The 17,697-nt window shown below is 61.1% G+C and carries 20 protein-coding genes and 1 pseudogene; 9 read left to right on the top strand and 12 right to left on the bottom strand.

All coding sequences use genetic code 11. The features are described from left to right. The first annotated feature begins 13 nt into the window (after nucleotides 1-13). Both ACIPOO_RS05745 and ACIPOO_RS05740 read left to right on the top strand, forming a co-directional pair. Nucleotides 14-652, top strand: a complete 639-nt coding sequence (locus ACIPOO_RS05745; protein WP_400605002.1) for an MBL fold metallo-hydrolase — start codon at nucleotides 14-16, stop codon at nucleotides 650-652. A gap of 111 nt (nucleotides 653-763) precedes the next feature. Continuing rightward, entirely contained in the window at nucleotides 764-1,462 is a 699-nt protein-coding gene (locus ACIPOO_RS05740) for an OmpA family protein (protein ID WP_274132661.1), read from the top strand. A 171-nt stretch (nucleotides 1,463-1,633) separates the two neighbouring features. Here the strand turns inward: ACIPOO_RS05740 and ACIPOO_RS05735 are convergent, their stop codons facing one another. The 3 genes and pseudogenes from ACIPOO_RS05735 to ACIPOO_RS05725 all read right to left on the bottom strand — a co-directional run bounded on the left by ACIPOO_RS05735 (nucleotide 1,634) and on the right by ACIPOO_RS05725 (nucleotide 5,118). Then, nucleotides 1,634-2,533: an acyltransferase gene (locus tag ACIPOO_RS05735; protein ID WP_400605000.1), complete on the bottom strand. Its 900-nt coding sequence runs from the start codon at nucleotides 2,531-2,533 to the stop codon at nucleotides 1,634-1,636. Nucleotides 2,534-2,603: 70 nt separating this feature from the next. Further along, nucleotides 2,604-4,694, bottom strand: coding sequence for a phosphate acetyltransferase (gene pta, locus ACIPOO_RS05730; protein ID WP_400604998.1), 2,091 nt, complete (start codon nucleotides 4,692-4,694; stop codon nucleotides 2,604-2,606). 89 nt (nucleotides 4,695-4,783) lie between these two features. Then, a pseudogene (locus tag ACIPOO_RS05725) lies at nucleotides 4,784-5,118 on the bottom strand (DUF3565 domain-containing protein). On the opposite strand from ACIPOO_RS05725, the gene ACIPOO_RS05720 reads away from it, so the two are divergent. The 3 genes from ACIPOO_RS05720 (at nucleotide 5,117) to ACIPOO_RS05710 (ending at nucleotide 7,527) form a co-directional block, all read left to right on the top strand. Then, nucleotides 5,117-5,602 carry a peptidylprolyl isomerase gene (locus ACIPOO_RS05720; protein ID WP_274132658.1) on the top strand — a complete coding sequence of 162 codons (486 nt, stop codon included), beginning with the start codon at nucleotides 5,117-5,119 and terminating at the stop codon, nucleotides 5,600-5,602. The pseudogene ACIPOO_RS05725 and the gene ACIPOO_RS05720 overlap by 2 nt on opposite strands. A gap of 121 nt (nucleotides 5,603-5,723) precedes the next feature. Continuing rightward, entirely contained in the window at nucleotides 5,724-6,206 is a 483-nt protein-coding gene (locus ACIPOO_RS05715) for a glutathione peroxidase (protein ID WP_274132657.1), read from the top strand. A gap of 217 nt (nucleotides 6,207-6,423) precedes the next feature. Then, complete coding sequence (locus ACIPOO_RS05710; protein ID WP_400604995.1) at nucleotides 6,424-7,527, top strand: NADH:flavin oxidoreductase; 1,104 nt, start codon at nucleotides 6,424-6,426, stop codon at nucleotides 7,525-7,527. Between the two features lie 205 nt (nucleotides 7,528-7,732). On the opposite strand, the gene ACIPOO_RS05705 is transcribed toward ACIPOO_RS05710, so the two are convergent. Next, a complete protein-coding gene (locus tag ACIPOO_RS05705) occupies nucleotides 7,733-8,899 on the bottom strand; it encodes a glycosyltransferase family 1 protein (RefSeq protein WP_274132655.1) in 1,167 nt (388 codons plus the stop codon). Between the two features lie 126 nt (nucleotides 8,900-9,025). After that, on the bottom strand, nucleotides 9,026-9,325 hold the full coding sequence (locus ACIPOO_RS05700; protein ID WP_400604992.1) for a hypothetical protein: 300 nt from the start codon (nucleotides 9,323-9,325) through the stop codon (nucleotides 9,026-9,028). A gap of 194 nt (nucleotides 9,326-9,519) precedes the next feature. Between ACIPOO_RS05700 and ACIPOO_RS05695 the strand changes: the two genes are divergently transcribed. Next, nucleotides 9,520-10,128: a hypothetical protein gene (locus ACIPOO_RS05695; RefSeq protein ID WP_400604990.1), complete on the top strand. Its 609-nt coding sequence runs from the start codon at nucleotides 9,520-9,522 to the stop codon at nucleotides 10,126-10,128. Nucleotides 10,129-10,158: 30 nt separating this feature from the next. Here ACIPOO_RS05695 and cysZ read toward each other — a convergent pair whose 3' ends face one another. After that, nucleotides 10,159-10,914, bottom strand: coding sequence for a sulfate transporter CysZ (gene cysZ, locus ACIPOO_RS05690; protein ID WP_400604988.1), 756 nt, complete (start codon nucleotides 10,912-10,914; stop codon nucleotides 10,159-10,161). 260 nt (nucleotides 10,915-11,174) lie between these two features. On the opposite strand from cysZ, the gene ACIPOO_RS05685 reads away from it, so the two are divergent. Continuing rightward, on the top strand, nucleotides 11,175-11,774 hold the full coding sequence (locus ACIPOO_RS05685) for a peroxiredoxin (RefSeq protein WP_274132651.1): 600 nt from the start codon (nucleotides 11,175-11,177) through the stop codon (nucleotides 11,772-11,774). A 159-nt stretch (nucleotides 11,775-11,933) separates the two neighbouring features. Further along, nucleotides 11,934-12,896: a thioredoxin-disulfide reductase gene (gene trxB, locus ACIPOO_RS05680; protein ID WP_400604986.1), complete on the top strand. Its 963-nt coding sequence runs from the start codon at nucleotides 11,934-11,936 to the stop codon at nucleotides 12,894-12,896. A gap of 314 nt (nucleotides 12,897-13,210) precedes the next feature. Here the strand turns inward: trxB and ACIPOO_RS05675 are convergent, their stop codons facing one another. The 6 genes from ACIPOO_RS05675 to ACIPOO_RS05650 form a co-directional block, all read right to left on the bottom strand. After that, nucleotides 13,211-13,552 carry a HopJ type III effector protein gene (locus ACIPOO_RS05675; RefSeq protein WP_400604984.1) on the bottom strand — a complete coding sequence of 114 codons (342 nt, stop codon included), beginning with the start codon at nucleotides 13,550-13,552 and terminating at the stop codon, nucleotides 13,211-13,213. Continuing rightward, nucleotides 13,545-13,841, bottom strand: coding sequence for a DUF1244 domain-containing protein (locus ACIPOO_RS05670; protein WP_274132648.1), 297 nt, complete (start codon nucleotides 13,839-13,841; stop codon nucleotides 13,545-13,547). The genes ACIPOO_RS05675 and ACIPOO_RS05670 overlap by 8 nt, the downstream gene beginning before the upstream one ends. 43 nt (nucleotides 13,842-13,884) lie before the next feature. Then, the gene (gene folX, locus ACIPOO_RS05665) at nucleotides 13,885-14,256 is read right to left on the bottom strand and encodes a dihydroneopterin triphosphate 2'-epimerase (RefSeq protein WP_274132647.1); all 372 of its coding nucleotides are present in this window, start codon (nucleotides 14,254-14,256) and stop codon (nucleotides 13,885-13,887) included. Nucleotides 14,257-14,259: 3 nt separating this feature from the next. Continuing rightward, entirely contained in the window at nucleotides 14,260-14,820 is a 561-nt protein-coding gene (folE, locus tag ACIPOO_RS05660; protein WP_274132646.1) for a GTP cyclohydrolase I FolE, read from the bottom strand. Between the two features lie 21 nt (nucleotides 14,821-14,841). Then, a complete protein-coding gene (folM, locus tag ACIPOO_RS05655; RefSeq protein WP_400604981.1) occupies nucleotides 14,842-15,552 on the bottom strand; it encodes a dihydromonapterin reductase in 711 nt (236 codons plus the stop codon). Between the two features lie 208 nt (nucleotides 15,553-15,760). Beyond that, complete coding sequence (locus ACIPOO_RS05650; RefSeq protein WP_400604979.1) at nucleotides 15,761-16,321, bottom strand: antibiotic biosynthesis monooxygenase; 561 nt, start codon at nucleotides 16,319-16,321, stop codon at nucleotides 15,761-15,763. 216 nt (nucleotides 16,322-16,537) lie between these two features. Here ACIPOO_RS05650 and ACIPOO_RS05645 point away from each other — a divergent pair, with 216 nt between their 5' ends. Beyond that, nucleotides 16,538-17,488, top strand: coding sequence for a MerR family transcriptional regulator (locus ACIPOO_RS05645; protein WP_400604977.1), 951 nt, complete (start codon nucleotides 16,538-16,540; stop codon nucleotides 17,486-17,488). The last annotated feature ends 209 nt before the right edge of the window (nucleotides 17,489-17,697 follow it).

The raw sequence follows: 17,697 nt of genomic DNA, 5'->3' as shown, positions 1-17,697 counted from the left end.
CACAGGAACAATCATGCCCCCCAACACCCTCATCCGCGAAACCTTCCCCGTCGGCCCGTTGCAGTGCAACTGCACGATCATCGGCGATCCGATCACCAACCAGGCCATCGTCGTTGATCCGGGCGGCAATCATGAGTTGATTCTCGCCAGGCTCGAGGCCCATGGGCTCAAGGTCGTGAGCATCATTCACACCCATGCGCACCTGGATCATTTCCTGGCGTCGGGGCAGTTGAAGGAGAAGACCGGCGCGACCTTGCACCTTCATAAAGAGGATCAGTTCCTGTGGGATAACCTCGAAACCCAGTGTCAGGTGTTTCGTGTGCCGTATGTTCCTGTGCCGCCGCCGGATCGCTGGCTGGAGCACGAAGAGCAGCTGGCCTGCGGTTGCGGGGTGGCGTTGCACACGCCGGGGCATACGCCGGGGTCGATGAGTTTCTGGTTCGAGGACGCGGGGCTGTTGATTGCCGGGGATACCCTGTTCAAACGCGGCGTGGGGCGGACTGATTTGTGGGGTGGCGATCAGGCGACCATCGTGCGTTCGATCAAGGAGCGGCTGTATACCCTCGATGAGGACGCGACGGTTGTTGCAGGGCACGGCCCTGATACGCGGCTTGGCGATGAGATGCGCGAGAACCCTTTCGTCAGGGCGTGAAACTGTTCAGGTCGGGTTAAGGAATTTTTGAGCGCCTCCGTGCTCTAATCGCGCACATGGCCCGGCCTTTGGCCGCTATGCCAAAGAAAAGCAAAACAGGAGCTCTCCTTGATGTTCACTTCCCGCCGTTTGATCATCGCTGCCACCGCACTTGCCATGCTGTCTGGTTGCGCATCGCAGAATCCATATGACAATCAGGGGCAGGCACAGAATTCCGGCGGCATGAGCAAGACCGCCAAATACGGTGGCCTCGGCGCACTGGCCGGTGCTGTCGCCGGCGCTGCCATCGACCATAATAACCGTGGCAAGGGTGCACTGATCGGTGCTGCTGTCGTGGGTGCCGCTTCGGCCGGTTATGGCTACTACGCTGACAAGCAGGAGGCCGCACTGCGCGCGAGCATGGCCAACACTGGCGTTCAGGTGCAGCGTGAAGGCGACAACATCAAACTGGTAATGCCAGGCAACATCACCTTTGCCACCGACTCGTCGGCCATTGCCAGCAGCTTCTACTCGCCGCTGAACAACCTTGCCGGTTCGCTCAAGCAGTACAACCAGAACGTGATCGAGATCGTCGGCTACACCGACAGCACCGGCAGCCGCCAGCACAACATGGACCTGTCCCAGCAGCGCGCCCAGAGCGTGGCGACTTACCTCACGTCCCAGGGTGTAGATGCTTCCCACCTGTCGGTACGCGGTGCAGGCCCGGACTCTCCGATTGCCAGCAACGCCGACGTCAATGGCCGTGCGCAGAACCGTCGTGTCGAGGTCAACCTCAAGCCGATTCCTGGCCAGCAGTACCAGCAGCAGTAATCAGCTGCTTGTCACAAGAACCCCGGCCTTTGCCGGGGTTTTTTATTGGGCGGACCCCTGACACCGTAGCAGCACGGCTTGCCGGCGGGGGCGGTGTGTCAGGCACTGCATCGATCACTGACACACCGCCCCGCCGGCAAGCCGTGCTGCTACGGGGGCGATGGTCGGACCCTATGCCGAATACCGCTCATGCATCTGCCCCAGCAACGCGTCCTTCTCTTCCCACAACTGGTTGATCCACTGCTGGAACTCGAGGCGGTAGGCCTCGTCCTGGTCGTAGCTGTTGCCGATGAACTGCGCAGGGATCTGTACCTCTTCAAAGTGCGCAACCACCTGACGAACCCTGCCGCACAACAGGTCCCAATAACCGGGCTGCCCGGACGGGTAATGAATGGTCACGTTGACCAGTGATTGCAGTTGTTCACCCATGGCGTCGAGCACGAATGCGATGCCGCCGGCCTTGGGCTTGAGCAGGTAGCGGAATGGCGAGCCCTGCTGGGCGTGCTTGGCCTGGGTGAAACGCGTGCCTTCGGCGAAGTTGAAGATGCCCACCGGGTTGTTGCGAAACTTGGCGCAGGTGCGGCGGGTGGTTTCCAGGTCCTTGCCTTTCTTTTCCGGATGTTTCGCCAGATAAGCTTTGCTGTAACGCTTCATGAACGGAAAGCCCAACGCCCACCAGGCGAGGCCGATCACCGGGACCCAGATCAGCTCCTGCTTGAGAAAGAACTTGAGCGGGCGAATGCGCCGATTGAGCACGTACTGCAGCACCATGATGTCGACCCAGCTCTGGTGGTTGCTGGTCACCAGGTACGAGTGCTGATAATCCAGGCGCTCCAGCCCGCTCAGGTGCCAGCGGGTGCGGCCCAGCAGATTGATCCACGCATTGTTGTTGCCGACCCAGGCTTCATGGATGTGGCTCATGAGCCAGTCGGTGACTTTTTGTGCGGCGGGGAAGGGCAGGCACAGTTTGAAGATCGCGACGATGAACAGTGGCGTGCAGCAGACAATCGTGTTGAGCGCCAACAGCAGCGAGGCGATGACGCCGCGCAAGGGGGCGGGCAAGAAATCCATGATGGATCGAACTCCAGAGGCAAGGCGGCCGCCGGTGAGTTCCCGGCGGCGTTATTGTGAATGACGTCTATTAAGGCAGGGTTGCAGCCTGAATGGCGGTGAGGGCGATGGTGTAGACGATGTCGTCCACCTGGGCACCGCGCGGCAGGTCGTTGACCGGCTTGCGCAAGCCTTGCAGCATCGGGCCCAGGCTTACGCAATCGGCACTGCGCTGCACAGCCTTGTAGGTGGTGTTGCCGGTGTTCAGGTCGGGGAATACGAACACGTTGGCGCGACCGGCCACGGGGCTGTCCGGCGCCAGTTGCCGGGCGACGTTTTCGTTGGCGGCGGCATCGTATTGCAACGGGCCGTCGATCAGCAGTCCGCGCTGGGTTTCCTGGGCCAGCAAGGTTGCCTCGCGGACCTTTTCCACCTCTTCGCCGCTGGCTGAGTTGCCGCTCGAATAGCTGATCATCGCCACCCGTGGCGAGAGGCCGAAGGCCACCGCCGAATCGGCGCTCTGCACGGCGATTTCCGCCAGCTCACGAGCCGTCGGGTGCGGGTTCATGATGCAGTCGCCGTAGACCAGCACCTGCTCGGGAAACAGCATGAAAAACACTGACGACACCAGGGTGCAGCCCGGCGCCGTCTTGATCAGCTGCAAGGCCGGGCGGATGGTGTTGGCGGTGGAGTGCACCAGCCCCGACACCAGGCCATCCACCTCGTCGAGTGCCAGCATCATGGTGCCGATCACCACCGGGTCTTCCAGTTGCTGCTCGGCCATGGGCGCGTTGAGGTTTTTCGCTCGGCGCAGGTCGACCATCGGCGCCACGTAGCGCTCGCGGATTTCATCCGGGTCGAGAATCTCAAGCCCCGGGGGCAGTTCGATGCCCTGGGCGCGAGCGACGGCGTGCACCTCTTGCGGCTTGGCCAGCAACACGCAGCGGGCGATGCCACGGGCCTGGCAGATCGCCGCAGCCTGCACGGTCAAGGGCTCGGCGCCTTCGGGCAGGACGATGCGCTTGTTGGCGTTCTGTGCACGCTGAATCAACTGGTAACGGAAAACCGCAGGCGACAGGCGCATCTCACGCGGCGTGCCACAGCGCTGATGCAGCCAGTTGGCGTCCAGGTGGCTGGCGACGAAGTCGGTGATGATCTCCGCACGCTCGCGGTCATCGATGGGGATTTCCTTGTTCAACTGATTGAGCTGGTTGGCCGTGTCGTATGAGCCGGTGCTCACCGACAGCACCGGCAAGCCGGCCTGCAGCGCGCCGCGACACAACTCCATCAGGCGCGGATCGGGCAGGGTGTCGCTGGTCAGCAGCAGGCCGGCCAGTGGCACACCGTTCATGGTCGCCATGCTCACCGCCAGGATGATGTCGTCGCGATCCCCCGGCGTCACCACCAGTACGCCCGGCTTGAGTAGCTGCAGGGTGTTGAGCACGGTGCGGGCGCAGATGATGATTTTCGACATGCGCCGCGTTTCATAATCACCCGCATTGATGACCTGGGCGCCCAGCAGCTCGGCCACGTCTCGGGTGCGCGGAGCGTTCAGGTCGGCCTGGAACGGGATGCAGCCCAGCAGGCGGAAATCACCGCTGCGCAGCAAGGGCGAATGCTCCTTGAGCCGTGCGGAGAAGGCTTCCATGCTCTCGTCAGTGCGCACCTTGTTGAGAATCACGCCGAGCACTTTCGGGTCCTTCGGGCCGCCGAACATCTGGGCCTGTAGCTCGACGCGACCGGAAAGCTCGGTCAGCACTTCATTCTCGGGCGCCGACACCAGGATCACCTCGGCATCCAGTGCCTTGGCCATGTGCAGGTTGACCCGTGCGGCGTAGCTGGCGCTGCGGGTGGGCACCATGCCTTCGACGATCAGCACGTCGCGGCCAACCGAAGCCTCCTGATAGAGGTTGATGATTTCTTCCAGCAACTCGTCGAGCTGGCCTTCACCGAGCATCCGTTCGACATGGCCCAGAGCCAGCGGCTTGGGCGGCCGCAGGCCATGGGTGCGGGCGACCAGTTCGGTCGAACGCTCAGGCCCCATGTCGCCGGGATGCGGCTGGGCAATGGGTTTGAAAAAGCCGACTTTGAGTCCGGCGCGCTCCAGGGTTCTCACCAGCCCCAGGCTGATGGACGTCAAACCCACACCGAAGTCTGTGGGCGCGATAAAAAAAGTCTGCATGCGGGCTTCTCGAAAGTGAGCGTGCAATGGTCATGGCATCACGTTGTGCCGATGAACCGAAAAACCGGACGCTGTTCAGTCGCAGCGTCTCAACGGGGCACAAGGTTATCGTCAACTGCCCCCTGCGCGCACCAGCCGCAGCGAAAGGATTGACCTATTTTTTTCTGGCGCAGGCGGGCATCGAGCACCCACTCCCGCGACTGCCACGGAGGCTGGTGGCGCAGATGCTGGGTATGCCCGCACGAGAGCTCCACGATCCAGTGGCCGTCCTCGTCCTGACGAAAGCCGATAATGGTGGTGTCGCTCATAGGCAATGGGGTGTCGTGCAATCGGGGCCGTCCGTCTGAGTTGCGTTCGCTTTCGCGCGAGTGCTTGGTTAGACTTGTTCGCTCTTATCTCTATTTTGCAAAAGGTCTTGCCCCATGCCGATCGCCGCCAACAAGGCTGTCTCCATTGACTATACCCTGACCAACGACGCTGGTGAGGTCATCGACAGCTCCGCCGGCGGCGCGCCGCTGGTTTACCTGCAAGGTGCAGGCAACATCATTCCGGGTCTGGAAAAGGCACTGGAAGGCAAGGACGTCGGCGACGAGCTGAAGGTCTCCATCGAGCCTGAAGACGCCTACGGCGAATACTCTGCCGAACTGGTCAGCACCCTGAACCGCAGCATGTTCGAAGGCGTCGACGAACTGGAAGTCGGCATGCAGTTCCACGCTTCCGCTCCGGACGGCCAGATGCAGATCGTCACCATCCGTGACCTGGACGGCGACGACGTGACCGTCGACGGCAACCACCCACTGGCCGGCCAGCGCCTGCACTTCCAGGTGAAGATCGTTGCCATTCGTGACGCAAGCCAGGAAGAAGTCGCCCACGGTCACGTGCATGGCGAAGGTGGCCATCACCACTGATTTGTCCTGCTAAGCTTCATTTAGCTGGCCAGGCGTCCTCGCGGGTCTTGTGAAAACCGTTGTTGTTTTCGCGACCTGACAGGGCGCCTTTTTCGGCCAATGGTCCTTAGGGGAGTTCGTCATGAGTATATTTCACGACCTGAAATTAAAAGCTCTGGATGGCCAGGAACTGCCTCTCGCGCCCCTGAAGGGCAAAGTGGTTCTGGTGGTCAACGTGGCCTCCAAATGTGGCCTCACGCCACAATATGCTGCGCTGGAAAACCTCTACCAGCAGTACAAGGACAAAGGCTTCAGCGTGCTGGGCTTGCCGTGCAACCAGTTCGCCGGGCAAGAGCCAGGTACCCAGGAAGAAATCCAGTCATTCTGCTCGCTCAACTACGGCGTGACCTTCCCGCTGGGCGACAAGCTTGAAGTCAACGGTCCCCATCGTCACCGGTTGTATCAGATGCTGGCCGGCGAAGGCGCCGAGTTTCCGGGGGACATCACCTGGAATTTCGAAAAGTTTCTGGTCGGGCAGGACGGCCGCGTGCTGGCTCGTTTCTCGCCGCGTACCACGCCGGATGACCCAGCGGTGATTCAGGCGATTGAAAAAGCGCTGCATTGACGCTTGCGGGCCTGTTGGAGCGCGCTTGCCCGCGATAGCGCAATGTCAGTCACCGATATCTTGTCAGGCAGATCGTCGTCGCGGGCAAGCGCGCTCCTACGGTTACTCGCGCACGCTTCTAAACCTTAATCACTCAAATCAATAGTGCTTTGCATCGTGTCATCCTCGGCTCATTCTGTATTATCTCAATAATATTTTCTTAGCCGAGGACGCTTGCATGCCAGTCAAAGCCTTGTTCAAACCGTTCCACATGGGCAGCCTGGAGTTGCCGACGCGCGTGGTGATGGCGCCGATGACTCGTTCGTTCTCCCCGGGCGGCGTCCCCAATGCTGGCGTTATCGAGTACTACCGTCGCCGTGCAGCCGCTGGCGTAGGGCTGATCATCACTGAAGGCACCACAGTCGGGCACAAGGCCTCCAACGGCTACCCCAACGTGCCGCAGTTCTTCGGCGAGGCAGCGCTAGCCGGCTGGAAGAAAGTGGTCGAGGCGGTTCATGCTGAAGGCGGCAAGATCGTCCCGCAACTCTGGCACGTGGGTGCTGTGCGCCGGCTGGGCACCGAGCCCGATGGCACGGTTCCGGCCTATGGCCCGACTGAAAAACTCAAGGACGGCAACGTCGTCGTCCACGGCATGAGCAAGCAGGACATCGCTGAAGTCATCGCCGCCTTCGCCCAGGCTGCCAAAGACGCGCAAGACATCGGCATGGATGGCGTGGAAATCCATGGCGCCCACGGTTACATCGTCGACCAGTTCTTCTGGGAAGGCACTAACCAGCGCACCGATGAATACGGCGGCGACCTTGCCCAGCGTTCGCGCTTCGCCATCGAGCTGATCAAGGCTGTGCGCGCCGCGGTCGGCCCTGAATTCCCGATTATCTTCCGCTACTCCCAATGGAAGCAGCAGGACTACACGGCGCGCCTGGTACAGACCCCGGAGGCCTTGGGGGCATTCCTCAAGCCGTTGTCTGACGCGGGTGTGGACATTTTCCACTGCTCGACACGGCGTTTCTGGGAGCCTGAGTTCGAAGGTTCCGACCTGAACCTGGCTGGCTGGACCCGCAAACTCACCGGCAAGCCGACCATTACCGTGGGCAGCGTGGGGCTCGACGGCGAGTTCCTGCAGTTCATGGTCAACACTGACAAGGTCGCCCAGCCTGCAAGCCTTGAGAACCTGCTCAAGCGCCTGGGGGAAGAGGAGTTCGATCTGGTGGCGGTGGGGCGTGCCCTGCTGGTAGACCCGGACTGGGCGGTGAAAGTGCGTGACGGTCGCGAGGAAGACATCCTGCCGTTCAGCCGCGATGCGTTGGGCAAGCTTGAGTAACCCGTAAATGCGCTCATGGCGGTCAAGGTTTACAGGTATGTACCTGAGGCCGAGCCGCCAGAACTCTGTGGGAGCGGGCTTGCCCGCGAATGGGTCAGACCTGATGCAGCGAGGGTGGCTTACCACCGCCTTCGCGGGCTAGCCCGCTCCCACAAAAGCTCGTTGATCGACGATCGTCCTTATTCCACATTCCGGTTTGCTGGGCTCAAACGCCCAGTATCACCCCATCGCGCGTCTCGCTCGCGTGGCGCAAGTAACCCTCGAATGCATCAATGATGCCTGCCCAGCCCTGGCGGCTGGCGTGTTGCCGGGCGTTCAGACGAACCCGGCGCAGGTTTTCTTCATCTTCGAGCATCCAGCACGCCGCGTCGATAAACCCTTCCTCGTCTCCAGGCATCGCCAGCGCGCCGTTGTGGCCATGGCGAATGTGCTGCGCCGCTGCGGCCTCGTCGTAGGCCACCACGCCTAACCCCGAGGCGAGGGCTTCGAGGACAACGTTGCCAAAGGTTTCCGTCAGGCTGGGGAACAGGAACAGATCGCCCGACGCATAATGCGCCGCCAGCGCCTCACCGCGCTGTGTGCCACAGAAGATGGCATCGGGAAGTTGCTGCTCCAGCGGTGCACGCATGGGGCCGTCGCCGACGATCACCAATTTGAGCTTCTTGTCGGGATAGGCATCGACCAGCTTCTCGAAGCTGTTCTTGAGCAGCCCCAGGTTCTTCTCCTGCGCCAGGCGCCCGACGTGCACCACCGCCGTGTCACCCGGTTCTAGGCCCCAGGCTTCACGCAGAAAATTCGAACGCTTCGAAGGGTGAAACAACTGGCAATCCACCCCCCGCGACAGCAACTCCAGGCGCTCGAAACCGCGCCGTTCAAGCTCGGTCTTCTGGCTGACACTCGGCACCAGCGTGGCGTTGGAACGGTTGTGAAACCAGCGCAGGTAACTGGTCAGGATCCGCGTAATGAACCCCAGCCCGTAAGTGCGCGTGTACTGCTGAAAGTTGGTGTGAAAGCCACTGACAATCGCAATGCGCAACCGCCGGGCGGCACGCAACGCTGACAACCCCAGCGGCCCCTCGGTAGCGATGTACAGCACGTCAGGCCGGTTACGCTGCCAGCGCCGCAACAGCTTGTGCATCGACGACTGCCCCCACTGCAACCCCGGATACCCCGGAATCGGCCAGCCGCGGCACAACATCAGATCCTCCCCCGCAGCCCGCAACTCGTCGTCACTCTGACGCGGCCGAATCACCTCGACCCGATGCCCACGGGTGCGCAAACCATCGCACAGCCGGCTCAATGTGTTGGCCACACCGTTGATTTCAGGCGCGTAGGTTTCGGTGATCAGGGTAATGCGCAGGGATTTACTCATGACAGCAAGTTTCAGAGGCCTGCGTTGCGCTTGTGTGGCGGTTGGGTGATGGATTTGTGACGGCGGTCGGGTGGCGGGCGAATCTGTTAAGGATCCGCCCGCGACCGGCTGATCATGCAGCCGGCTTCAAATCCCGTTTCCTGTCACAAACGGCACGATCCGCGACTTGCCCACTTTTTCCAGCGCAGACGCTTGCGGGATGTAATGGGTCTGAACCGGGTTGAGGCTGACCAGTTCCAGGTGCGAACGCGGCTTGACCTGCCTTGAGAGGCTGGCCGGTTCTGGCTGGAGTGTTCTGGACGCTACCTTTTCCACCGCGTCAGCCAGTGCCTGCATGAATTTGGGTGCATTGGGCTCGGGCTTGGGCTTTTGTTTAAGCAGCGTGGATGTGGGCGGGTTGGATGGATTGACGCGATTCGATTCCATGTTCTGGAACTCCCGAAGATTGGAGCGTGGGCCAGCCAGCGCTGGTCGCCCGTTAGAGGCGAGTCCATGGTTGAACAGGTGGTCTGTGGGATGTATGGAAGAGTTTTGTGGGACTTGTCTGATTTTTTTCGAGCGTGATCAGGAGCGTGTTTGGGCGATTAGGATGCACGGGTTCAATACATCGAGGGAACGAAATGACGGATGTTTTTTACGCGCCGCCCAAGGCAGATCTGCAGGAAGATACGCCGCAAAAGTCTGGTTTTTTTATTGTGGCTCCACGCAAATTGCTGGTGATGCTTTTCATGACCCATGGTCTGTACAGCGCTTACTGGCTACACAAAAACTGGTCGCTTTACCGAGCCTATTCTGGTCGCTCTGTCTGGCCGTTAGCACGAACCATTTTCGCGCTGTTCTACCTCCCTTCGCTGTTCTGCAAGATGAATCGCACAATCAAGGATGCGAACGGTATCGGTATTCCCAATTGGGGGTTGAAGGCGGTTGTATTTATCCTGTTGCCTTTCGCGCCTCTGATTCTCGGTTTTGTAATCGGATTCACCCGGGCAGCCGGATTGCATGGTTTTGCCGGTCTGGGCCTCTGGTTTGATTTCTGGGTGGGGAATGCCGCTGCGGTGTTACAAATAGTGGTTTTGCTCAACGTTCAGCGTTACGTGAACCGTTTCAACGAAGACCCCGAAGGATTGGCTAATAGCGGCTATTCGATATCGAACTTGGCATGGATGGTCATTGGCGTGCTTTTCTGGGGGGCGACTTATTACGCTGCCGGTCTCGCATACCCAGGATGAAAAAAGGCCTCATGAGAGGCCTTTTCGCATTTAACTCGTCTGCGGTACCAGGGTTTCCGCCCCGCGCTCCCTCACCCAGAACAGCGTCGCTCCGGCCACCGCCGCCGGCATCATCAGGATGTTGACCACTGGAATCAGCAGCACCAGGTAAACGATGCCGCCGAAGCTCATGCTCTGCCAGCGTTTGGCGCGTAGCCAGGCGAGCATGTCTTGCCAGCTCATCTTGTGGTTATCCGCCGGGTAGTCGATGTACTGGATGGCCATCATCCAGACACCGAACAGCAACCACAGTGGCGCGGCGATGATGTTCACCACCGGAATCCACGAGAGGATGAACAGCCCGATGGCGCGGGGCAGGAAGTAGCCCAGTTTGCGCATCTCCCGGCCGAAGGTGCGCGGGACCATCGCCACCAGTTCACCCCAGCTGAAGGCCGGGAAGTCGTCGGTGCCACGCACGACCACCTCGACCTTTTCCGCGAGAAACCCGTTGAACGGCGCGGCAATGACGTTGGCGATCATGGTGAAGGTGAAGAACACCATGAGCACCACCAGCACCACGAAAATGGGCCAGAGGATGTAGTTCAGGAAGCTCAGCCAGCTGGGCAGCGTGGGCATGAACGAATCGACCCACAGGCTGAACTCGTGGCCGGCGAAGTAGATGAGCGCGCTGAACAGCACCAGGTTGATGGTCAGCGGCAGCAGCACGAACAGGCGCAGGCTCGGGCTTAGAACCAGTTTCAAGCCTTCACGCAGGTATTGCGGGCCGGAAAGGGCGGGTGCGGGCATAGGGCCTCCGAGTGTTGAAGTCGCGCCGACCTTACCGGCTTTGCGTCGGGCGCGGAAGCTGGATCAGCGCGGCGACATTCGCCGAAACAATCTGCTGGGGATAAAGTCTATCCACAAGGCTTGCGACACGCTTTGTCGGAATAGGTGCTGTCTATGAACTGGATTGTGAATCGATATTTCCTTAATCTTCCCCGCCCCGATAAGCTTGCGGGCAACTTTTAGACCTATTCCCATTCACTTTGAACCTCGAAGGAGTCGTAATGAGCGTTCTGGTAAACAAACAAGCCCCTGATTTCACCGCAGCGGCAGTCCTGGGTGACGGTTCGATCGTCGACAGCTTCCAGCTGTCTTCCCTGCGTGGCAAATACGTCGTGCTGTTCTTCTGGCCTCTGGACTTCACGTTCGTATGCCCGTCGGAAATCATCGCGCACGACAACCGCATCGCTAAATTCCGCGACCTGGGCGTAGAAGTGGTCGGCGTTTCCGTCGACTCGCACTTCACCCACGCCGCATGGCGCAACACTCCGGTTGAAAAGGGCGGCATTGGCCCGGTCCAGTTCACCATGGTTGCCGACATCAAGCACGAGATCACTCGCGCTTACGGTATCGAACACGAAGACGGCGTTGCGCTGCGCGGTTCGTTCCTGATCGACCAGAATGGCGTGGTTCAGCATCAGGTCGTGAACAACCTGCCTCTGGGTCGCGACGTAGACGACATGGTGCGTCTGGTCGAAGCCCTGCAGTTCACCGAACAGCACGGCGAAGTCTGCCCTGCTGGCTGGCGTCCGGGCCAGAAAGGCATGAAGGCTGACGCTTCGGGCGTTGCCGACTACCTGGCTGAAAACGCCAAGAGCCTGTAATACCCTTGCTGCGGTGTGAGCCGCAGCATCCAGATTTTTCAGGATGGGGCACGAGCCAATGCGAGCCGTGCTCTGTCCCTAATAGATGCACCGGTTCGCCGGTTCGAAAACTGTAACTCCGACCACAGGTAAACGTTGGCCGGTCAATAGGAGTGTGTCATGTCCGATGTACGTCATTCCCGAGTGATTATTCTCGGCTCCGGCCCTGCCGGTTACAGCGCTGCGGTCTATGCGGCACGCGCCAACCTCAAACCGCTGCTGATCACCGGCATGCAGGCTGGCGGTCAGCTGACCACCACCACCGAAGTCGACAACTGGCCGGGCGACCCCCATGGCCTGACTGGCCCGGTGCTGATGGAGCGCATGCGCGAGCACGCCGAGCGTTTCGAGACCGAGATCATTTTCGACCACATCAACGCGGTCGACCTGGCCGGCAAGCCGTTCAGCCTCAAGGGCGACAGCGGCACCTACACCTGTGACGCGCTGATCATCGCCACCGGCGCCAGTGCTCGTTACCTGGGCCTGCCATCCGAAGAAGCGTTCATGGGCAAGGGTGTTTCGGCCTGTGCGACCTGCGACGGTTTCTTCTACCGCAACAAGCCAGTGGCTGTGGTCGGTGGCGGTAACACCGCTGTGGAAGAGGCGCTGTACCTGGCCAACATCGCCAGCAAAGTGACCCTGGTTCACCGCCGCGACACGTTCCGCGCCGAGAAGATCCTGATCGACAAGCTGCACGCCCGTGTGGCCGAAGGCAAGATCGAGCTCAAGCTGAACTCGAACCTGGACGAAGTGCTGGGCGACAACATGGGTGTCACCGGCGCACGCTTGAGGAACAACGACGGCAGCTTCTCGGAGCTGAAAGTCGATGGCGTGTTCATCGCCATCGGCCACACGCCGAACACCTCGCTGTTCGAAGGCCAGCTCGCGCTGAAAGATGGCTACATGGTCGTCAACGGTGGCCGTGAAGGCAACGCGACTGCCACCAGTGTTGAGGGTGTGTTTGCCGCAGGCGACGTGGCTGACCACGTGTATCGCCAGGCGATCACCTCCGCCGGTGCAGGTTGCATGGCGGCACTGGATGTCGAGCGTTACCTGGACGGTCTGGCGAACGCCTCGTTCTGATTGACTGCTGCAAACAAAAAAACCGGCCCCAGGGCCGGTTTTTTTGTGTTCGCGTCTTAGGAACGCGCTCACTCGCGATGGCGTCTTCAAGATCGCTCCCGCCGGCAAGCCGTGCTGCTACGGGGCGGTGTTGATCCTGTAGGAGTGAGCTTGCTCGCGATGGCGTCCTCGAGATCGCTCCCGCCGGCAAGCCGTGCTGCTACGGGGCGGTATTGATCCTGTAGGAGCGCGCTTGCCCGCGATGGCTGTGTGTCAATCGCATCAATGTTTCTGACCCACCGCAATCGCGGGCAAGCGCGCTCCTACAACGGGTGTTACGCCTTGCGTTTGAGTGGTTCGCCTGAAAACTTCACGCCGGCCAAACCGTGGGCTATCAGTGCGCGGATGTTGCCGTGGTCGCTGCCTTCGGGGGTTGCGACGACGGAGCGGTAGTGCTCGCCGAACGCCAGCAGCGCTTCTTCATCGCTCAAGCCTTCCAGCACGGCCAGGCCCAGGGTCTTGCACGAACCTTCGTTCTGGCCTGCGGCGTTTTCCACCGGGCCGTTGCTGAACGCTTGTGGCTGGTAGTCGTAATGCTCGGCCACGAAGGCCAGGGTGTCGGCAAAAACGTGCTCGCCGGATGCGAGGCTCATGCGCAGGGTGTTCAGGTCAGTCATGCTTCTTTTCCTTGGCAAACGCCGCTTGCTGCTCGGCGCTGGCTTCTTTCTGATAAAGGGATTTCCACTCGCTGTACGGCATGCCGTAAACCACTTCGCGGGCGTCATCCAGGCTGATGTCGATCTGCTTCTCGTCGGCGGCGGCCTTGTACCATTTGGACAGGCAGTTGCGGCAGAAACCGGAGAGGTTCATCAGGTCAATGTTCTGCACGTCCTTGCGGCTGTCCAGGTGCGCGACCAGGCGGCGGAAGGCGGCGGCTTCGAGTTCGAGGCGTTGTTGCTCGGTCATGGCGGGCTCACGTGTAAAGAATTGATGCGAATTTTAACGGCGCCTAGCGCTCGGCGGCCAGGGTGATCGACACCGACTCGGCAAAGCGCAGGGCGTGGGGCTTGTCGACTTCCACCTCGGCATAGCGGACCGGCTCATGGCTCATCACCAGGTCCAGCACCTCTTGGGTCAGGCGTTCGAGCAGCGCAAAGCGGTTGCTCTCGACGTGCTGAATGATCGCCTTGGTGATGGTGCGGTAGTTGAGCGCGTGGTCGATGTCGTTGTCGCGCACCGCTTCCTGGGCCGCGTACAGGATCGTCAGGTTGATCAGCACGTCCTGCTTGTTGAGGATTTCGTCTTCGTTGATGCCGATGTAGGTGCGCAGGCACAGGTCCTTGACGCGGATGCGTGCGGTGCCGGGTTCGAGTCTGGCCATGGCTTACTTGCTCCGTCCGATAAGTTGCAGGAATTCCATCCGTGTCGTGTTCGACTCGCGAAATGCACCCAGCATCACCGAGGTGTTCATGGTCGAGTTCTGTTTCTCGACGCCGCGCATCATCATGCACATGTGCTGCGCTTCGATGACCACCGCCACGCCCGCGGCATTGGTCACGCTCTGTACCGCATCGGCGATCTGCCGGGTCAGGTTTTCCTGGATCTGCAGGCGGCGGGCGTACATGTCCACGATCCGCGCGATCTTCGACAGGCCAAGTACCTTGCCGGTGGGAATGTAGGCGACATGCGCCTTGCCAATGAACGGCAGCAGGTGGTGCTCGCACAGCGAATACAATTCGATGTCCTTGACGATCACCATCTCGTCGTTGTCGGAGGCGAACAGCGCACCGTTGACGATTTCTTCCAGGGTCTGCTCGTAGCCGTGACACAGGTACTGCATGGCCTTGGCGGCGCGCTTGGGGGTATCCAGCAGGCCTTCGCGTTGTGGGTCTTCGCCCAGTCCGACCAGGATTTCACGATAGTGCTCAGGCAGTGACAGTGTCATCAAAGGGTTCCTCGGGGCGGCTTACTTGACGTGCCGTCCACCGTTTACGGTCATTGTGGTGCCGGTGACGTACGGGCTGTCCAGCAGATAGCGCAGGCTCTGGTAGATCACCTCGGCACCGGGTTCGATGCCCAGTGCCGACTTGGCCAGGGTTTGCGCGCGGTAATGTGCGTCGTCGTCGGGTTGGAATATCAGCATGGCCGGAGCGATGCCGTTGACCTTGATATGTGGAGCGAACTTCGCCGCGAACGACAGCGTCAGGTTCTCCATGCCGGCCTTGGTGGCGCAGTAGGCCAGATGCTTGCTGCTGCCCTTGCGCGTCACGTCGTCACTGATGTGAATGATGTCCGCAGGTGTCGAGCGTTGCAGCAGCTCGGCGCAATGCAGGTTGATCAGGTACGGCGCGAGCATGTGCACATTGAACATGCTCAGGAATGCATCGCCCGGATCGCCCGGGGTTTCGGCCAGCCATTCGGAAGCGTTGTGCACAATGGCGCGCAGGCGGTCGGTCGTGTCCTTGAGGCGGGCGATGAAGGCCATCACCGACTCCCGGGACGAAAAATCAGCCTGGATCGCAATCGCCCCCAGATCCCTGAGCCGCTGCACGCCGGGGCGCTCGGTGCGGTAGCTGAAGATCACCGGTTGACCGTCTGCAAGCAACCGCTCTGCACAATGCAGCCCGACGCGCTGGCCGGCGCCAGTAATCAGGACAGGGGCGGGAGAGGAGGTCATGGTAGCTCGCGCAGTGATCGGGGAGGGCAGGTAAGCGACAGGCACCGATTGCTTTCATTGCGCCATCAAAGAGCGACCGTCTGGAGGCAAAGTTAACGCAATGGTCACAGCTGTACAACCTGCTCACACCTGCCGTTGTAGCAGCACGGCTTGCCGGTGGGGGCGACCGTGAGTACGCCACGCCGGCAAGCCGTGCTGCTACGGGGGGCTAACTAGTGGAAACTGGCGCAACCGGCGTGCGCGGCTCGCTGTTGAGCCAACCGGACAGCAGCCAGGTGGACAGCGGAATGAACCAGAACACCATCAGCGGGGTGAGGATCAGTGTACTGATCATGATTCGCGGCACCAGATCGAACTGCGCCAGCAGCGGGCCAAGCACGAAGTTGAAGATCAGTGACACCGGAAAGAACGCCAGCCAGATCGCCACTGCCTGTTTCCAGCGAGGAGGGCGCTGACCGACGGCGCCGAACCAGCCGTCCATGCCACGTACGCGATGGGTGGAGTTCTTGGCGAACAGCCCGCTGCCACGCACCAACCAAGAGCGTCTGGAGGCCGAATGCTCCCAAGCGTGCATGGTGGCTTCATCGGCGAAGCGGAAAATGATCTGGAATTCATCGTCTCCCGGAGGCGGTGCGAGCACGCCTGAGCCCAGGTAGCCGGGAAAGTCGGTGGCCAGTTGTTCGCCTTCGCGCAGCCAGTTCATCATCTCCTGGTACTGGCCATGGGCGACGCGACGGGCAACCATCAGCGTGACGGGTGAGGTAGACATTGTGTATCTCCAATAAGACGAGTGAGATTCCCGGGTGGGGGAAGTCACAGGCGCGGCGCCGGGGTGGTGGCGTCGCGTCAGCTTCATCTGGAAGCAAGCAAGGATTATTCCTGATTTCATGTTTCATTTCAGAACTTCCGCAGAGGCGGACACAATCCCCGGTCGGGCGGGATGTACAATTGACGCTTCTTTATTGACGTCGCGACAGGCACCCACATGGCTCACTCGCTCGATACCCCGTCGACTCCTGAGGGGCCTTCAGCCGATCAACTGCTTCCGATTCGCGAAGTGTCGCGTATCACGGGGGTCAACCCGATCACCCTGCGCGCCTGGGAGCGCCGCTACGGCCTGATTGCACCGACGCGCACCGAGGGCGGTCACCGGCTGTACTCCGAGGACGACGTCGACACGATCCGGCGCATCACCGGCTGGATCGAACGGGGCGTGGCAGTGAGCAAGGTTGGCAGGATTCTGGCCGCTACCCGCACCCAGGACGCCCGCGCGCGGGGTCCGCGCAGTGTCATCGACACTGGCGGCCAGCGCGCCTGGCAGGACCGGCTGCGTCAGGCCGCGTCGTCGTTCGATGAGCCCTTGCTGGATCAACTGCTCCATGGCGTGTTCGCCGTTTACCCCGTGCCGGTCGCCTACGAGAACGTATTGATGCCGGTGTGGCGTGACTTCGCCGCGCGCAAGGAGTCATACGGCCAGATCAGCGAATGGCTGTTTTTCGACGGCTTCTTGCGCCTGCGTACGCTGCGGCTTCTGCAACGGGATGGTGGCGCAGGCGGGCGACACGTGCTGCTGGCATCGATTCCGGGCATGTGCCGCGAGCTTGAACTGTCGGTCGCGGCCTTGCTGATGACGACGCCACACACGCGGATCACCGTCCTGTCTCCCGAGCAGCCGCTGGAGGAACTGAGCCTGGTCTGCAGCCGGATTCGCCCCGATGCGCTGGTGCTGTTTTCCAACCACAAACCCCACGGCTATCAACCCAGACGCCTGCTCAAGCTCGGCCTGGGGTTGAGTTGCCCGATGGTGATGGCAGGGGAAATGGCCGACATGGTTCAGGACGACATCAAAGGCACGCCGATCGGTTGCCTGGGCAGCGACGGTGCCGTGATGCGCGAGCGTTTGCAGCGGTTTCTGGAGGGCAGACTCGATACGTAGCAGCACGGCTTGCCGGCGGGGGCGTCCGTACAATCGCCCCCGCCGGCAAGCCGTGCTGCTACGGTGTGGTATTGATCTGTAGGAGCGGGGGGGGGGGGGGGGGGGGGGGGGGGGGGGGGGGGGCGGGGGGGGGGGGGGGGCGGGGGGGGGCGGGGGGGGGGGGGGGCGGGCGGGGGGGGGGGGGGGGGGGGTTTGTTTTTTTTAGGTAG

The sequence above is a fragment of the Pseudomonas sp. NPDC090201 genome (assembly GCF_044746825.1).
Classification (GTDB): domain Bacteria; phylum Pseudomonadota; class Gammaproteobacteria; order Pseudomonadales; family Pseudomonadaceae; genus Aquipseudomonas; species Aquipseudomonas putida_AD.
The sequence above is the reverse complement of the archived record's forward strand: the minus strand, read 5'-3'. Positions and strand labels throughout refer to the sequence as shown.